The sequence below is a fragment of the Pseudomonas sp. GL-R-26 genome (genome assembly GCF_019947365.1).
Lineage (GTDB): Bacteria > Pseudomonadota > Gammaproteobacteria > Pseudomonadales > Pseudomonadaceae > Aquipseudomonas.
Map to the genome: position 1 here is coordinate 1 of NZ_JAGYGI010000038.1, position 14,195 is coordinate 14,195.

At 58.2% G+C, this 14,195-nt stretch carries 13 protein-coding genes, 3 tRNA genes and 1 pseudogene; 10 read left to right on the forward strand and 7 right to left on the reverse strand.

All coding sequences use genetic code 11. The features are described from left to right. From KGA96_RS26340 to KGA96_RS26360, 5 genes and pseudogenes are all read right to left on the reverse strand, one after another. Window positions 1–338 (reverse strand): annotated as a pseudogene (locus KGA96_RS26340) (ABC transporter permease); the annotation flags it as partial. After that, window positions 338–1,399, reverse strand: coding sequence for a microcin C ABC transporter permease YejB (locus KGA96_RS26345; RefSeq protein ID WP_046038450.1), 1,062 nt, complete (start codon window positions 1,397–1,399; stop codon window positions 338–340). The gene KGA96_RS26345 and the pseudogene KGA96_RS26340, both read right to left, overlap by 1 nt. Next, on the reverse strand, window positions 1,399–3,267 hold the full coding sequence (locus KGA96_RS26350) for an extracellular solute-binding protein (protein WP_046038448.1): 1,869 nt from the start codon (window positions 3,265–3,267) through the stop codon (window positions 1,399–1,401). Before KGA96_RS26350 ends, KGA96_RS26345 begins: the two co-directional genes overlap by 1 nt. 135 nt (window positions 3,268–3,402) lie before the next feature. Beyond that, the gene (locus tag KGA96_RS26355) at window positions 3,403–3,684 is read right to left on the reverse strand and encodes a peptidylprolyl isomerase (protein ID WP_046038446.1); all 282 of its coding nucleotides are present in this window, start codon (window positions 3,682–3,684) and stop codon (window positions 3,403–3,405) included. 107 nt (window positions 3,685–3,791) lie between these two features. Further along, the gene (locus KGA96_RS26360) at window positions 3,792–4,670 is read right to left on the reverse strand and encodes an esterase/lipase family protein (RefSeq protein WP_046038589.1); all 879 of its coding nucleotides are present in this window, start codon (window positions 4,668–4,670) and stop codon (window positions 3,792–3,794) included. Between the two features lie 335 nt (window positions 4,671–5,005). Between KGA96_RS26360 and KGA96_RS26365 the strand changes: the two genes are divergently transcribed. Further along, the gene (locus KGA96_RS26365) at window positions 5,006–6,070 is read left to right on the forward strand and encodes a hypothetical protein (RefSeq protein ID WP_223515478.1); all 1,065 of its coding nucleotides are present in this window, start codon (window positions 5,006–5,008) and stop codon (window positions 6,068–6,070) included. 51 nt (window positions 6,071–6,121) lie between these two features. Here KGA96_RS26365 and KGA96_RS26370 read toward each other — a convergent pair whose 3' ends face one another. Further along, window positions 6,122–7,198 (reverse strand): 3-deoxy-7-phosphoheptulonate synthase, encoded by a 1,077-nt coding sequence (locus tag KGA96_RS26370; RefSeq protein ID WP_223515480.1) that lies wholly within the window; start codon window positions 7,196–7,198, stop codon window positions 6,122–6,124. Window positions 7,199–7,535: 337 nt separating this feature from the next. Next, window positions 7,536–7,664, reverse strand: coding sequence for a hypothetical protein (locus KGA96_RS29690; protein ID WP_259674428.1), 129 nt, complete (start codon window positions 7,662–7,664; stop codon window positions 7,536–7,538). 159 nt (window positions 7,665–7,823) lie between these two features. Here KGA96_RS29690 and KGA96_RS26375 point away from each other — a divergent pair, with 159 nt between their 5' ends. From KGA96_RS26375 to KGA96_RS26420, 9 genes are all read left to right on the forward strand, one after another. Continuing rightward, window positions 7,824–8,582 carry a carbon-nitrogen hydrolase family protein gene (locus KGA96_RS26375; RefSeq protein WP_223515482.1) on the forward strand — a complete coding sequence of 253 codons (759 nt, stop codon included), beginning with the start codon at window positions 7,824–7,826 and terminating at the stop codon, window positions 8,580–8,582. Continuing rightward, on the forward strand, window positions 8,582–9,055 hold the full coding sequence (locus tag KGA96_RS26380; RefSeq protein WP_046038438.1) for a GNAT family N-acetyltransferase: 474 nt from the start codon (window positions 8,582–8,584) through the stop codon (window positions 9,053–9,055). The genes KGA96_RS26375 and KGA96_RS26380 overlap by 1 nt, the downstream gene beginning before the upstream one ends. Before the next feature lie 97 nt (window positions 9,056–9,152). Continuing rightward, window positions 9,153–9,794, forward strand: a complete 642-nt coding sequence (gene uvrY, locus KGA96_RS26385) for a UvrY/SirA/GacA family response regulator transcription factor (protein WP_008015884.1) — start codon at window positions 9,153–9,155, stop codon at window positions 9,792–9,794. A 2-nt stretch (window positions 9,795–9,796) separates the two neighbouring features. After that, complete coding sequence (uvrC, locus tag KGA96_RS26390; protein WP_046038435.1) at window positions 9,797–11,620, forward strand: excinuclease ABC subunit UvrC; 1,824 nt, start codon at window positions 9,797–9,799, stop codon at window positions 11,618–11,620. Between the two features lie 32 nt (window positions 11,621–11,652). Next, window positions 11,653–12,213: a CDP-diacylglycerol--glycerol-3-phosphate 3-phosphatidyltransferase gene (pgsA, locus tag KGA96_RS26395; protein ID WP_008051977.1), complete on the forward strand. Its 561-nt coding sequence runs from the start codon at window positions 11,653–11,655 to the stop codon at window positions 12,211–12,213. Between the two features lie 63 nt (window positions 12,214–12,276). After that, window positions 12,277–12,352: transfer RNA gene (locus tag KGA96_RS26400), tRNA-Gly, on the forward strand. A gap of 46 nt (window positions 12,353–12,398) precedes the next feature. Continuing rightward, window positions 12,399–12,472, forward strand: a tRNA-Cys gene (locus KGA96_RS26405). A 195-nt stretch (window positions 12,473–12,667) separates the two neighbouring features. Further along, window positions 12,668–12,754 (forward strand) — tRNA-Leu (locus tag KGA96_RS26410). Between the two features lie 170 nt (window positions 12,755–12,924). After that, the gene (locus tag KGA96_RS26420; RefSeq protein WP_223515484.1) at window positions 12,925–13,218 is read left to right on the forward strand and encodes a hypothetical protein; all 294 of its coding nucleotides are present in this window, start codon (window positions 12,925–12,927) and stop codon (window positions 13,216–13,218) included. Window positions 13,219–14,195: the final 977 nt, after the last annotated feature.

The window sequence follows — 14,195 nt, forward strand, 5'->3', positions numbered from 1 at the left end:
GGTGTGTTCAGGTCGTAGTTGGGTGTGTCGTCACTGAACGGAATCGGTGGAAACAGCAGCCAGCCGCCATCCTTCTTGATCAGTTTCTGCACGTAGTCGCTGCGGTAGTCGGCCTGGAACGGCAGTTGCCCGCCGAACGCCTGTTCGGTGTGGCGCTTGAAGACCGGGAAGTACCACTGGCCCTGATAGCTGACCACGAGCGGTTTGTCGTTGGCGATCAGTTCGCCGCCCAGGGTCATCAGGAACAGGCCGACAAACAGCCAGAGCGACCACCAGCCCCGACGGTTTTTCTTGAAGCGCTCGAAGCGGCGACGCGCCAGCGGTGAAAGCTTGAGCATCAGGCGTTCCTCGCGGCGAAGTCGATACGCGGGTCGACCAGGGTGTAGCAGAGGTCGCCGACCAGTTTTATCAGAAGGCCGAACAGGGTGAAGATAAACAGCGAGCCGAACACCACCGGATAGTCCCGGGATACTGCCGCTTCGTAGCTCATGCGACCCAGGCCGTCGAGGGAGAAGATCACCTCGATCAGCAGGGAGCCGGCAAAAAACACGCTGATGAACGCTTGGGGAATGCCCGACACCACCAGCAGCATGGCGTTGCGGAACACGTGTCCATAGAGCACCCGTCGCTCACTCAAGCCCTTGGCCCGGGCAGTGACCACGTACTGGCGGGTGATCTCATTGAGGAACGAGTTCTTGGTCAGGATGGTCAGTGTGGCGAAGCCGCCGATCACCAGCGAGGTCACCGGCAACACCAGGTGCCAGAAGTAGTCGGCCACCTTGCCAAGGGTCGACAGCGATTCGAAGTTGTCCGAGACCAACCCGCGAACCGGAAACCAGTTCAGCGAAGTGCCGCCGGCAAAGACCACGATCAGGAACATCGCGAACAGGAACGCCGGCATGGCATAACCGATGATGATCGCGGTACTGCTCCAGATGTCGAAATGGCTGCCATGGTGCACCGCCTTGCGGATGCCCAGGGGAATCGACACCAGGTAAGTGATCAGCGTCGCCCAGAGTCCGAGGGAAATGGTCACGGGCATTTTTTCGAGGATCAGGTCAGTGACGGTGGCACCGCGGAAGAAACTCTTGCCGAAGTCCAGGCGCGCGTAGCTGGTGAGCATCAGCCAGAGGCGTTCGTGTGCCGGTTTGTCGAAGCCGTACTGTTTTTCAATGTCCTTGATCAGCTGCGGATCAAGCCCGCGACTGGCCCGGGACTTGCCGCTCATGGCTTCGCCGGAACCGCCGCCAACCGCGGCGCCGCCAATGCCTTGCAGGTGCGCGATGGCCTGTTCGACCGGCCCGCCTGGCGCGGCCTGGACGATGACAAAGTTGACCAGGAGAATGATCACCAGCGTCGGAATGATCAGCAGCAGGCGCCGCAATATGTAAGCCCACATCAGTGCGGCCCTCCGGGTTTGCCTCGGCTGATACGCTCGGCCGTCATCTGTTGGTTGGTCAATGGCGTGGTACTCATCTCCCACCAGCTCTCGATGGCTTCGTCATTGCTCGCTTGCACGTTCGGGATACCGAAGCGGTTCCACCACACCGTCGAGGTGCCCGGCGGGTAATAGTTGGGAATCCAGTAGTAATTCCATTGCAGCACCCGGTCCAGGGCATGGGCGTAATGCAGCATGTCAGCCTGGGTATTGGCGCGGATCAGCCCGGTGATCAGGGTGTCCACCGCCGGGTTCTTCAACACCATGTAGTTGTTGGAACCAGGGTCAGTGGCCGCCGCCGAACCGAAGTAATTGACCAGTTCGCCCCCCGGGGAGGTGGTGACCGGGTAGCCGGTGACGATCATGTCGTAGTCGCGGCTCATCAGGCGATTGACGTACTGGGACGAGTCGATGCGGCGGATGTTCAGGTCGATGCCGATCTGTTTCAACGTGCGTTTATAGGGCAGCAGCAGACGGTCCATGCCGTTCTGGCTGACCAGGAAGGTGAAGCTCAGCGGCTCGCCGTCGGCATTGACCAGTTGGTCGCCATCGGGTTTCCAGCCGGCCTGTTCGAGCAAGTCCAGGGCTTGCAGCTGCTTGTCGCGAATCACGCCACTGCCGTCGGTCTTCGGTGCCTCGAACACCTGGGTGAAGACTTCGTCGGGAATCTGCCCGCGCAGCGGTTCGAGAATCGCCAGCTCACCGGCATCCGGCAATTGCCGGGCCGCGAGGTCGGTGTTGGAGAAGAAGCTCTGCTGGCGGATGTACATATCACGCATCATCTGCCGGTTGCTCCACTCGAAGTCCCACAGCATCACCAGTGCCTGACGCACGCGGCGATCCTGGAACATGGGCTTTTGCAGATTGAACACAAAACCCTGGGCCGGCTGCGGTGCCTCGGTGGCGAGGTGGGCTTTTTGCAGGCGACCATCGCTCAGGGCCGGGCTTTCGTAGCCGATGGAGTAAGCGGTGGCGGAAAATTCGCGATTGTAGTCAAAGGCGCCGCCGCGCAACACCTGGCGCGCCACGTCGGTATCGCCGAAGTACTCGATGCTGAAATGATCGAAGTTGTACAGGCCACGACTGACCGGCAGGTCCTTGCCCCACCAGTCGGGATTGCGCTCGAAGGTGATGCTGCGCCCCGAATCGATCTTGCCGACTTTATAGGGGCCGCTGCCCAAGGGCGCTTCATAGCCGCCGCCACCGGCGAAATCGCGGCTCTTCCACCAGTGTTCGGGAAACACCGGCAAGGTCGCGATATCCAGGGGCAGGGTGCGATTTTCGTTGTTCTTGAATTCAAAACGGATAGTCAGTGGCGATTCCACTTCGACGCTTTTGACGTCGGCGAACTGGGTACGGTAGCGCAGGCTGCCCTGGGTCATCAGCAGGTCGAAGGTGTAGCGCACGTCCTGGGCGGTAATCGGTTTGCCATCGGCAAAACACGCCTTGGGGTTGAGGTAAAAGCGCAGGGACAGGCCGTCCTCGGAGCGCTCCATCTTCTCAGCCACCAGACCGTACACGGTGTAAGGCTCGTCCAACGAGCGCTGGGCCAGCGGCGAATAGAGCAAGCCGTCTATCTGTGTAACGCCGATGCCTTTGTCGATGTAAGGCAAGACATGGTCGAACTGACCGATTTCGATCGCCGAGCGCCGCATCGTGCCACCCTTGGGAGCCTGCGGGTTGGTGTAGGCAAAATGACTGAAGCCAGCAGGGTATTTCGCCGGTTCGCCGTACACAGTCATTGCCGGTTGCGGTGCCGCATTCACACCCGAGACACCCATCAGCAGGGCCGCGGCCGTGAACAGCAAGGTAGGGAAAGCCAGTCGCATTGTCAGCCTTAGAGCCGGGTGGTCGTTAACGACAATTTGTACGCTAGCGGCGCGTCCCTCGCCAGCCGTATTGCGCGTCACAAACACAACGGCCCACCAATAGGCGGGCCGTCGTGTGAATAGCTCAGGCGTCGATCAGTCCTGACGGCTGGTCACTTCCAACAGGTGGAAACCGAACTGGGTCTTGACCGGGCCCTGGACCACATTGATCGGTGCGCTGAAGACCACGGTGTCGAATTCCTTGACCATCTGGCCCGGACCGAACGAACCCAGGTCACCGCCCTGACGGCTGGATGGGCAAGTGGAGTTTGCCTTGGCAACTTCGGCGAAATCGGCGCCAGCCTCGATTTGGGCCTTGAGTTCGTTGCACTTGGCTTCGGAGGCAACAAGGATGTGACGGGCAGTGGCTTTAGCCATGGGGAAATACTCCTTTCAATACTCGATAAAGTGCTGAGCCTACCGGATTCAGTGAGCGATTTCTCCTCAAAGTTCCGTTCCGCGCGGGATCCACGGCAGGTGGCACCTCAAAGGCCGGCGTCCCTCAAACGCCTGGCATGCTGGACATACAGATCAATCGGGTCGACACCTGTGCGCAGCTGGCCGGTCGGCTGGCCAATGGAGTCCAGATGATCCAGCGCATAGTCGGACCGGATAACCGTGCCCAGGTGGGAACTGAAGCGACCGACCAGACCGTCGTTCTCGCTTTCCGTGACGAAGTAACCGGAAAGGGCCCGGCAAAAGGCGTTGAGCGGATCGAGCGCGTAGAGCCCTTCTTCGAGAACATTCGACGCCAGCACGCCACCCCACGAGTAGTAACGAACACCGTTGACCTGTTCGCAGCCCTTGCCGCCCCAGGTGGTGGGCAGTCCTTGCGGGTATTTGTCGTTGAATGCGCCTACGCCTTCGGTGGTCAGCGCATTGAGGGCGGCAATGGCGTTTCGCGGTTGATACCGATTGTCGCTCAAGGTCGCGAGGAAGTCGGCGAACAGGGTCACCACCGTCTCGGCCACATGTTCCGGCAGGCAGCCCGGCGTCAATGCCTTGCGCAGGAAATCGGCCAGTTCCGAACCATGGTTCGGCCCGCTGACGGAGGTGACCGACGCCACGCTGTGTGGCGCAATCGCTGCGGCATAACGTGCGGTCAGTGCGCCCTGGCTATGGCCTATGAGGTTGACTTTGCGTGCACCGGTTCCTTCCAGTACCCGCTCGATCTGTGCGAGCAATTGGTCTCCGCGTATCTCGTTGTCATGGATGGCCGACAAGTGGGGGACGAACACCCGGGCTCCGGCGTTCCTCAGCGCCTGCCTGACGTCGTGAAAGAGCTCGAACTTGCCGATTTTTTCGAAACCGAAAAGGCCGTGGACCAGCAGTATTGGGTAACGAGTGCTTGCATTCCTTTGCATGTTCATACCTTTACGCAGAAGTTCATTGGGACTGCATGGCGCTTCACTCTAAAACACTCGAGGTTGGCGCGATGTATGAAAAGTCCGCCGAAATTTGCGGAAAACGGAATAGAACAAGTGCGAATGCTCAAGAGTGGCTGAAGCCTTTGTCGGAATAGTTCGAGGACTTTTCGCGGCAATCAGCTTGCTGCTGATCAAAGACCTACTTTGCATGTATCGATTTTCCGAGCGGGCCGGAGTGAGAGGCCGACATCACGACTGTTCGTCATGCGGTTAAATAGTCTTCAAGAGCCGGCCTGCTGTCCGGCGTTTATTCCAGGGAATGGAGCGAATGAATGACTGTTTATGAACCCGACACCTTGAATCTCGCGCAGCAACCATTACCACCTCCCATGCTTGAGCAGGCGCAAAACGGCGTTCTGAATCCCTCTGACAAAAAAGCCGTGATCAGGGTCCTGCCTTATCCCGGCATGACCTGCGGCGACAAATTGTTGTTGAGTTGGGCGGGGCTGGATGCCGATGGCCTCGCCTGCAATCACCAGGTGGCGCGTTTTGTCAGTGAGGACCGGGTCGGCGAGGACATAATCTTTGCCGTAGGTAGCGCACATATCGCGGCGCTTGAGGGTGGTTCACTGGAAATCGGTTACTCACTCACGAGCACCCGATTGGCCGAGCCCGTGCATTCCCAAAGGTTGCAACTGAGTGTCGGAGATGTGCAATCGGACCTGTTGCCCGCGACGGTGAACGATGCGGTGGGCAGAACGCTTGATCCGGATTGGGTGAAGGAAGGGGCGATCGTTACGATCAAGCCCTATGCGCGCATGGCGGCGGGCGACTTGGTGCTACTGACCTGGGCGGGCGTTTCGGTCGAAGCAAGTTTCAGTGATGCACTCAAGGTCGAGTCGTTCGCTGTGGGGGACGAACTGTCGTTTTGGGTCAGTCCGGAGTGCATTACGCTCAATCTGGGCTCCTCGGTGTCCGTCGACTATTGCGTCAAGCAGGCAGGGCAGGGGCCTCGTTATTCTGAAGTAACGGCACTGATGATTGGCATCCTGGAGCGGCGACCACTGCGAGCACCCACTGTACTGGAAGCCAACGAAGGTTGGGTGGACCTGCAAGATGCGCAGGATGGCGTGACCGTCATCATCGAAAACGCCAGCGCTGAAAAAGGAGAACGGATCTACCTGACATGCGACGGGGAGAAATTCAATCACGGTGACGACCGCGAAATAACCCGGGACACCGCGGGCGAACCGTTGGTGTTCATCGTTCCCTACCCGTTCTGGAGAGAGCATCGAGATTCCGCGATCCGTGTTTCCTATTCAGTCGAGCGCCTTGACGGCACCCGCCAGCAATCGGGGGTGACACTGGTTCAGGTGCAGTCCCTGATGGGACATTGATTGTCATTTGCCCTCCAGTCTTACCATGAAGGCCGGAGGGCGCACAGATTATCAGGCGTTGTTTGAGGCTCGCAGGCGATCTGCCGCTTCAAGCAACAGTTGTTCTGTATCGGCCCAACCGAGGCAACCATCGGTCACCGACACACCGTATTGCAATGACGAGCCCAGCGACTGGCAGCCTTCGAACAAATGGCTCTCGATCATCATGCCGATCAGCGAACGATCACCTTGCAGACGCTGTTCAAGTACCTCCTGGAACACGGCTGGCTGGCGCAGCGGGTCTTTGCCGCTGTTGGCGTGACTGCAATCGACCATGATTCGAGCCGGAATCCTGAGCCTGGTCAGGTCGCTGTTCACCTGGGCAATGCTGGCGCTGTCGTAGTTCGGCCCGCGATGGCCGCCGCGCAATACCAGGTGGGTGTCCGCATTGCCCATGGTTTGGATGATCGCCGGATGTCCCTGGCTATCGACACCGAAATGGCGATGGGGATGGGCGGCGGAGCGCATGGCGTCGCTGGCGACGCCGACACCGCCGTCAGTCCCGTTTTTGAACCCTACCGGCATGCCCAGGCCGCTGGCCATTTCCCGGTGGATCTGCGACTCCGTGGTCCGGGCGCCAATCGCCACCCAGCTCAACAGATCGTCGAGGTAGCCGGCCGCCATCGGTTGCAACAGTTCAGTGGCAACGGGCAAACCCAGGCGAAGCATTTCGCGCATCAGTTCGCGGGACAGCGTCAGGCCGGCGGCCATGTCATCGCTGCCATCGAGGTGCGGGTCGTAGGCAAGGCCTTTCCAGCCAACCGTGGTACGGGGTTTTTCGACGTACGCGCGCATCACCAGCAGCATTTCGTCGCTGACTTCGGCGGAGAGGCGGGCAAGGTTGCCGGCGTATTCGAGAGCTGATTTCGGATCGTGTATCGAGCAGGGGCCGACGATGACCAGCAGGCGGGAATCTTCACCGTTGAGGATCGCGCGAACCGCCTGACGGTGGGCGGTGACTTGCCGGGTCAGGGCGTTGCTGAGGGGCAATTGCTGTTTGAGATGCAATGAGCTGGGCAGGCGCAGGGTCAGCGCTTCATTGGCAGGGCTCAAGGTGGACAGCGGCAGTGCAGAGACGGACGAGTTCATATTCAAGGCTTCCTGGGCTGGTGGCGGGTTCGTGCCCGCGCGCTCGGCCCTACTGGGGTGTTCGACAATTGGCCGGATTGGCTGCGTGTGTGTGCTTGCCACCTGTGGGTGACCGATCGGAGGCGGCAGGCTGTCCCGAGCGGAGGGTGGTAAATCGCCAGGCGGTAAAACTGTCGTAACGGTAATAAGTGGCGTAGTTCATGTTTTGAATCCTCTGAATGTCTGGTGTGTCGCTAAAAGTCTTGGGGCTGAAAAAACAAAACCCCCGGTCGGGAGGCCGACCGGGGGTTGAGAATTCTCTGGTGGCGACCCGTTTAAAGTGGGCGCCGTGTGGGTATCAGGCGCGCCAGTGGCTAAACCAATACCCAAAATAAAAACTGACCGGAGCACAACCGTCGTTCACCCGGGCAGCCGCAACCGAGCGCAGGGCGCTGGCGGTACGAAGCTGTAAGAGGGTGTTGAACATGGTCTGTCTCCGATGGATGGGTCGAGCTTACTAGACGCGGGTACGCAGATTCAATCAGAAAATGCTATCGGCCAACGATGGCACTTTCTATCGCCTGAGTGCCCCGAAGGTTGTGACACACTCTGCGCTTCAACAAACATATCGTCACAAGGACGCATCATGACGGCACTGACCCTCGCCGCCGCGCAATCGATCTCCATCGCCGGAGATCTCGCCGGCAACATCGCCAGACATCAACGTTTCTTGCAGGTGGCTGCGGAGCAGGGCGTGCAATTGCTGGTGTTCCCTGAATTGTCGCTGACCGGATATGAGCGGGGGCTTGCGGCGCAATTGGCTGTTGCGCCGGACGCAGCCGTACTGCAACCGCTGCGTGATTTTGCCAAGGAGGTCGGCGTGACGGCCGTCGTCGGCATGCCGATTCGGCTGACGGACACATCGCCGGTGCTGATTGGCGCGATGATACTCGGCGCCGATGGTTCTCTCGCGGTCTACAGCAAGCAACATCTGCATCCGGGGGAGGAGGTGGTATTTGCGCCGGGAGCGGGAGGCGAGCCTCTGACAATCGGCGTGGATACTATTGCGTTGGCCGTGTGCGCGGATTTCAACCATGCCGATCATGCGGCCCTGGCCGCACTGAAAGGCGCTGGCATATATGCCGCGGGTGTGCTGGTCACGGAAAAAGGCTACGACCCGGATACCGCCTTGTTGCAGGGCTACGCCGCTGGCCATTCAATGGTGGTGTTGATGGCCAACCATGGCGGTGCAACGGGTGGTTGGGAGTCGGCAGGACGGAGCGCAGTGTGGGCGTCGGACGGTTCGCTGATTGCGGCCGCCTCCGGTACTGGCAACCTGATGGTGGTTGCCCGGCGCAATCCCGCGGGCTGGACCGGGGAGGTATTGGCGGTGGAACTGGAATGATGGAACGCCAATGGCGTCCGGCAACACCGGATGACCTCGAATTCGCCCGCGAACTGACCTGTAGAGGCATGCTGCGCTACTACATTGAGCATGACCTGTTGTGGCAGGACGAAGCGTTTGACGTGGCCTGGGCCGGGCGCGACAACCGCGTGATTGCATGGGGCGACAAAGTGCTGGGTTATGTCAGCCTGAGCCGTGATGCCAGAGCCTTGTATATCCGCGAATTGCATATCGTCGAAGCGTTTCGTGGGCAGGGCGCCGGATCCTGGGCGATCGATCAGGTATTGGCTCTGGCGCGCCAGGAACGGCGCTCGGCGTTACGCCTGACGGTTTTCGAAAACAACCCGGCGCAAGCGTTGTACGAGCTCAAGGGATTAAGGGTGGTGGGCAAGGACGAATGTTTCCTGAGGATGCAACTGGATATCCCCGGCCTGGATTGCTGCGACACGCTTGCGACAAGCCTTTCAAGATGAATTGAAACTTTTAATCTGACGCTTTCCGCTAGGTCTGCCAGATGCTTTTTGCTAAGGTGTCTGGCAAACCAATAAGACCATATCGCGAGGTGTCTGCTTGATTAGGGTGCTAGTAGTCGATGACCATGATCTCGTTCGTACAGGCATTACACGAATGCTGGCTGACATCGATGGCCTGCAAGTAGTCGGCCAGGCCGAGTCGGGTGAGGAATCCCTGCTCAAGGCGCGTGAGCTGAAACCCGATGTGGTGCTGATGGACGTCAAGATGCCGGGTATCGGCGGTCTTGAAGCCACTCGCAAATTATTGCGCAGTCATCCGGATATCAAGGTCGTCGCGGTGACCGTGTGTGAAGAGGACCCGTTTCCTACTCGGCTGTTGCAGGCCGGTGCGGCCGGGTACCTGACCAAGGGGGCAGGTTTGCCGGAAATGGTCCAGGCCATCCGCCTGGTGTTTGCCGGGCAACGCTACATCAGCCCGCAAATTGCCCAGCAACTGGCGATCAAGTCCTTCCAGCCCACCAACGATTCGCCTTTCGATGCCTTGTCGGAACGGGAAATCCAGATCGCGCTGATGATCGTTGGCTGCCAGAAAGTGCAGATCATTTCCGACAAATTGTGCCTGTCCCCGAAAACCGTGAACACCTACCGTTACCGCATCTTCGAAAAGCTTTCGATCAGCAGTGATGTCGAGTTGACGCTGTTGGCGGTTCGTCATGGCATGGTCGACGCCAGCCTCTGAAAATGAACGACACCTTTGATCCTAGCGCCTTTCTGTCGACCGTTAGCGGGCGCCCCGGCGTGTACCGCATGTTCGACAGCGAAGCGCGGTTGCTCTATGTCGGCAAGGCGAAGAACCTCAAGAATCGCCTGTCGAGTTACTTTCGCAAGACCGGGCTTGCCCCCAAGACCGCCGCGCTGGTAGCGCGTATCGCCCAGGTCGAGACGACGATCACCGCCAACGAAACTGAAGCCTTGCTGCTTGAGCAGACGCTGATCAAGGAATGGCGCCCGCCCTACAACATCCTGCTGCGCGACGATAAATCCTACCCCTACGTCTTTCTCTCCGACGGAGAGTTTCCGCGCCTGAGCATTCATCGCGGCGCGAAAAAGGCCAAAGGCAAATACTTCGGGCCTTACCCGAGCGCCGGTGCGATCCGCGAAAGCCTGAGCCTGCTGCAAAAGACGTTTTTCGTTCGCCAATGCGAAGACAGTTATTACAAGAACCGCACGCGCCCTTGCCTGCAATACCAGATCAAACGCTGCAAGGCGCCCTGTGTCGGGCTGGTGGAACCCCAGGTGTACGCCGAGGATGTACGCCATTCGGTGATGTTTCTTGAAGGGCGCAGCAATGCACTGACTGACGAGTTGTCCGCCGGGATGGAAGAGGCGGCGATCAATCTCGAATTCGAGCGAGCAGCCGAGTTGCGGGACCAGATTGCGTTACTGCGCCGGGTCCAGGATCAACAGAGCATGGAAGGCGGGACTGGGGACGTCGACGTGATTGCCGCCTTCGTCAATCCGGGCGGCGCCTGTGTTCACCTGATCAGTGTGCGGGGCGGGCGGGTACTGGGCAGCAAGAACTTCTTCCCTCAGGTCGGTATTGAAGAAGACGTTTCTGAAGTCATGGCCGCGTTTCTCGGTCAGTACTTCATCAGCAGTCCTGAACGCGACTTGCCCAGCGAACTGATCGTCAATGTGGTCCACGATGACTTTCCCACACTGATCGCCGCCATCGACGAGCTGCGCGGTCGTGAACTGACCATCAGCCATCGCGTGCGGGGTACGCGGGCGCGCTGGCAGCAATTGGCGGTGACCAATGCCGAGCAGGCACTGAGTGCGCGCCTGGCGAATCGTCAGCACATTACGGCGCGCTTCGATGCGCTGGCCGAGGTGCTGAAGCTCGATGAGCCTCCGCAGCGCCTTGAGTGCTACGACATCAGCCACTCCAGTGGCGAGGCGACGGTGGCGTCCTGCGTGGTCTTCGGCCCCGAAGGTCCGATCAAGGCCGATTACCGCCGGTACAACATCGAGGGCGTTACGCCCGGCGATGATTACGCGGCGATGCACCAGGCGCTGACCCGACGCTTCAGCAAACTGAAGGACGGGGAGGGCAAGCTGCCGGATATCCTGCTGGTGGATGGCGGTAAAGGTCAGTTGTCCATGGCCCGCGACGTGCTCGATGAATTGTCCGTACCTGACCTGATTCTGCTGGGCGTGGCAAAAGGCGCGACGCGAAAGGCCGGTTTCGAAACCCTGTACCTGAACGACGCTGCACATGAATTCACGTTGCGCGGCGATTCTCCCGCGCTGCACCTGATCCAGCAGATTCGCGACGAAGCCCACCGGTTTGCCATTACCGGGCACCGCGCCCGGCGTGGAAAAACCCGTCGGACGTCTACACTGGAAGGCGTCGCCGGCGTAGGACCCACACGTCGGCGTGATTTGTTGAAACATTTTGGTGGATTGCAGGAGCTGTCTCGTGCAAGCATCGAAGAAATTGCCAAAGCCCCCGGGATCAGTAAAAAGCTCGCAGAGTTGATTTATGCAAATCTGCACAGCGAGTAGAATGCCCCCTCACCTCGTAGCCAGTTGTGCCGATGAATATCCCTAATCTGATTACCGTTCTACGCGTTCTGCTCATACCGATCTTCATTTTGCTGTTCTACCTGCCTTACCAGTGGAGCTACATGGCCTCCGCCTCGGTCTTCGCATTCGCTGCCGCGACCGACTGGCTGGACGGGTACCTGGCCCGCCGCCTGGAACAAAGCACACCGTTCGGGGCTTTCCTCGATCCGGTTGCCGACAAGCTGATGGTAGCGGTTGCATTGGTCCTGTTGGTGCAGGAACACGGCAACCTGTGGCTCACGCTGCCAGCTGCCGTGATCATCGGTCGCGAGATTGTCGTCTCGGCACTGCGCGAATGGATGGCCGAACTGGGCGCTCGTGCCCACGTTGCCGTATCGAACCTGGGCAAATGGAAAACCGCCGCGCAAATGCTGGCGCTGGTGATCCTGCTGGCCAATCCCAAGGATTTCAGTTTCTGGGTCTTGCTGGGCTACACCTTGCTGATGGTGTCGGCCGGCCTGACTTTGTGGTCGATGGTCCAGTACCTGCGGGCTGCCTGGCCACATCTGAAGACCGACGTTGAAAAGAAATAAAACTTTTTTGAATCAAGGGGTTGACGGGGCTTCTGGATTCTATAGAATGCGCCACACCAAGACGCGGGAATAGCTCAGTTGGTAGAGCACGACCTTGCCAAGGTCGGGGTCGCGAGTTCGAGTCTCGTTTCCCGCTCCAAGTTTGTACGCATTTGATGTCGCGCTACTGACAGCAAATGTTTTGAGGCCGAGTAGCAAAATGGTTATGCAGCGGATTGCAAATCCGCCTACGCCGGTTCGATTCCGACCTCGGCCTCCACTAATAAACAAGCTCCGTAGATCTATGATTTACGGAGCTTTTTTATTTGCAATAGCCTGCAAGATTTAGTCTTGAAAAGGGTATTTGCGAACTTGCTTCACCGGGGCGGGATGTATATATTTCCACCTCTGCTGCACAAGCGTCAGATCTGCCAGATCGTTATCTGGCAAAACCTGGACGCTTCACCGCGCTACCGCCCGAATGGCGAAACTGGTAGACGCATGGGACTTAAAATCCCCCGCTCGTAAGGGCGTGCCGGTTCGATTCCGGCTTCGGGCACCATGAATATCAAGGGCTTGCGTGAGATACCTCATGCAGGCCCTTAGTTTTTTCTTGCCGCAATTCCTATTTTGTAGACGTCACCTTCTTCCCTTTGCGGTTGCGGATGTATTGCTCAGTCATCACTACGGTGGTGTGACCAAGCTGGTCCATTACCTCCCGGATGTTGCCGGTTGACTCAGAAACTGCCCCGTCCGCGGATCGAAGTGGCGCACAAAGTGAACGTGCCTGGAACCGAAGGGCTGATCGCTGACCCCGGGCCCTCTGATCACCTTGAAGCCGTCCATCCGGTGGATCGGTATGAAATGCCGGTTATCCATTGGTACGAAATGCCGGTTATCTATTGGTACGAAATGCTGATTGTTGATTGGTACGAAATGCTGGTTGTTGATTGGTACGAAATGTCGGTTGTTCATTGGTACGAAATGCCGGTTGTTCATTGGTGCGAAATGTCGGTTGTTCATTGATACGAAATGCCGGTTTCCCATATGAAACGGGCCCGTGTGGGAATGGTGGAATTGCCCGCATTGCTGTGGCTGCCCACTGACCAGAACAGCCGGGTAAGGATTTTGACCTGGGCTGCCACCGCTGATTGCCTCCAGGGAGAGGTTGCTTGCCAAAAGCCCCGCGACAAGGAGCAGGAGCTGCTTGAAGATACGCATAGCGCCACCTCCGACGGTCCCCCTACACTAAATTATAGAGCGTCATGGACCCCGGCCTGGACTTGGCGCTGAAGTAGACATCTAGCCAGACGGTGGATGACCAGAAAGTAAGAACCTGAAAATCACCCTGTAATTCATCGTGTTACAGAACGTATGTCCTAATTTTTGCCATATCTCGATACGACCCCGAGAAGATGCCGCAAAAAATCTCAAACCACTGGGTATAAGGCTTGTGGCGGCGTGCCTCGGAAAGAATTGAGGCAGGAATATTCGTCTAAGCTATTGAATTATATGAAGATATCGAATGGACTTAAAATCCCCCGCTCGTAAGGGCGTGCTGGTTCGATTCCGACTTTGGCACCATGAATATCAAGGGCTTGTGTGAGATACCTCATGCAGGCCCTTAGTTTTTTCCGCAATCAAAAAATCCTTTCCGCAATTCGCTAACGACTGCCTCCCTCGCGACATCAAACCTGTTCCTGTGCACTCCAGTGGTCATCGGCTGCCCGGTTCCATGACCACCAGGCACGTCGATCTAATCCAGTGCCCAGTCTTTCGAGCCAGTCCCACATCACTCAGGGCGAGCCTCTCTTTGCACCCCGAGTGCTTTTGGCCGCTTGTAATCCGTAGGGAGGCCGTATCTCGTTCCTGCGCGACAAAACGATGTTAAAAAATGTTATTAATAAAAAATACTTCACATAATCAGATCACTGGTAGATGATCTGTACCAGCCGGTATGACAACCTGATAACACGACAAAAACAGGATGGCCTTGATGTTCA

Excerpts from the sequence above, each read along its gene's own strand:
- KGA96_RS26345 (WP_046038450.1), bottom strand. The coding sequence starts at position 1,399 with ATGTGGGCTTACATATTGCGGCGCCTGCTGCTGATCATTCCGACGCTG.
- KGA96_RS26350 (WP_046038448.1), bottom strand. The coding sequence starts at position 3,267 with ATGCGACTGGCTTTCCCTACCTTGCTGTTCACGGCCGCGGCCCTGCTG.
- KGA96_RS26355 (WP_046038446.1), bottom strand. The coding sequence starts at position 3,684 with ATGGCTAAAGCCACTGCCCGTCACATCCTTGTTGCCTCCGAAGCCAAG.
- KGA96_RS26360 (WP_046038589.1), bottom strand. The coding sequence starts at position 4,670 with ATGCAAAGGAATGCAAGCACTCGTTACCCAATACTGCTGGTCCACGGC.
- KGA96_RS26365 (WP_223515478.1), top strand. The coding sequence starts at position 5,006 with ATGACTGTTTATGAACCCGACACCTTGAATCTCGCGCAGCAACCATTA.
- KGA96_RS26370 (WP_223515480.1), bottom strand. The coding sequence starts at position 7,198 with ATGAACTCGTCCGTCTCTGCACTGCCGCTGTCCACCTTGAGCCCTGCC.
- KGA96_RS29690 (WP_259674428.1), bottom strand. The coding sequence starts at position 7,664 with ATGTTCAACACCCTCTTACAGCTTCGTACCGCCAGCGCCCTGCGCTCG.
- KGA96_RS26375 (WP_223515482.1), top strand. The coding sequence starts at position 7,824 with ATGACGGCACTGACCCTCGCCGCCGCGCAATCGATCTCCATCGCCGGA.
- KGA96_RS26380 (WP_046038438.1), top strand. The coding sequence starts at position 8,582 with ATGGAACGCCAATGGCGTCCGGCAACACCGGATGACCTCGAATTCGCC.
- uvrC (WP_046038435.1), top strand. The coding sequence starts at position 9,797 with ATGAACGACACCTTTGATCCTAGCGCCTTTCTGTCGACCGTTAGCGGG.
- pgsA (WP_008051977.1), top strand. The coding sequence starts at position 11,653 with ATGAATATCCCTAATCTGATTACCGTTCTACGCGTTCTGCTCATACCG.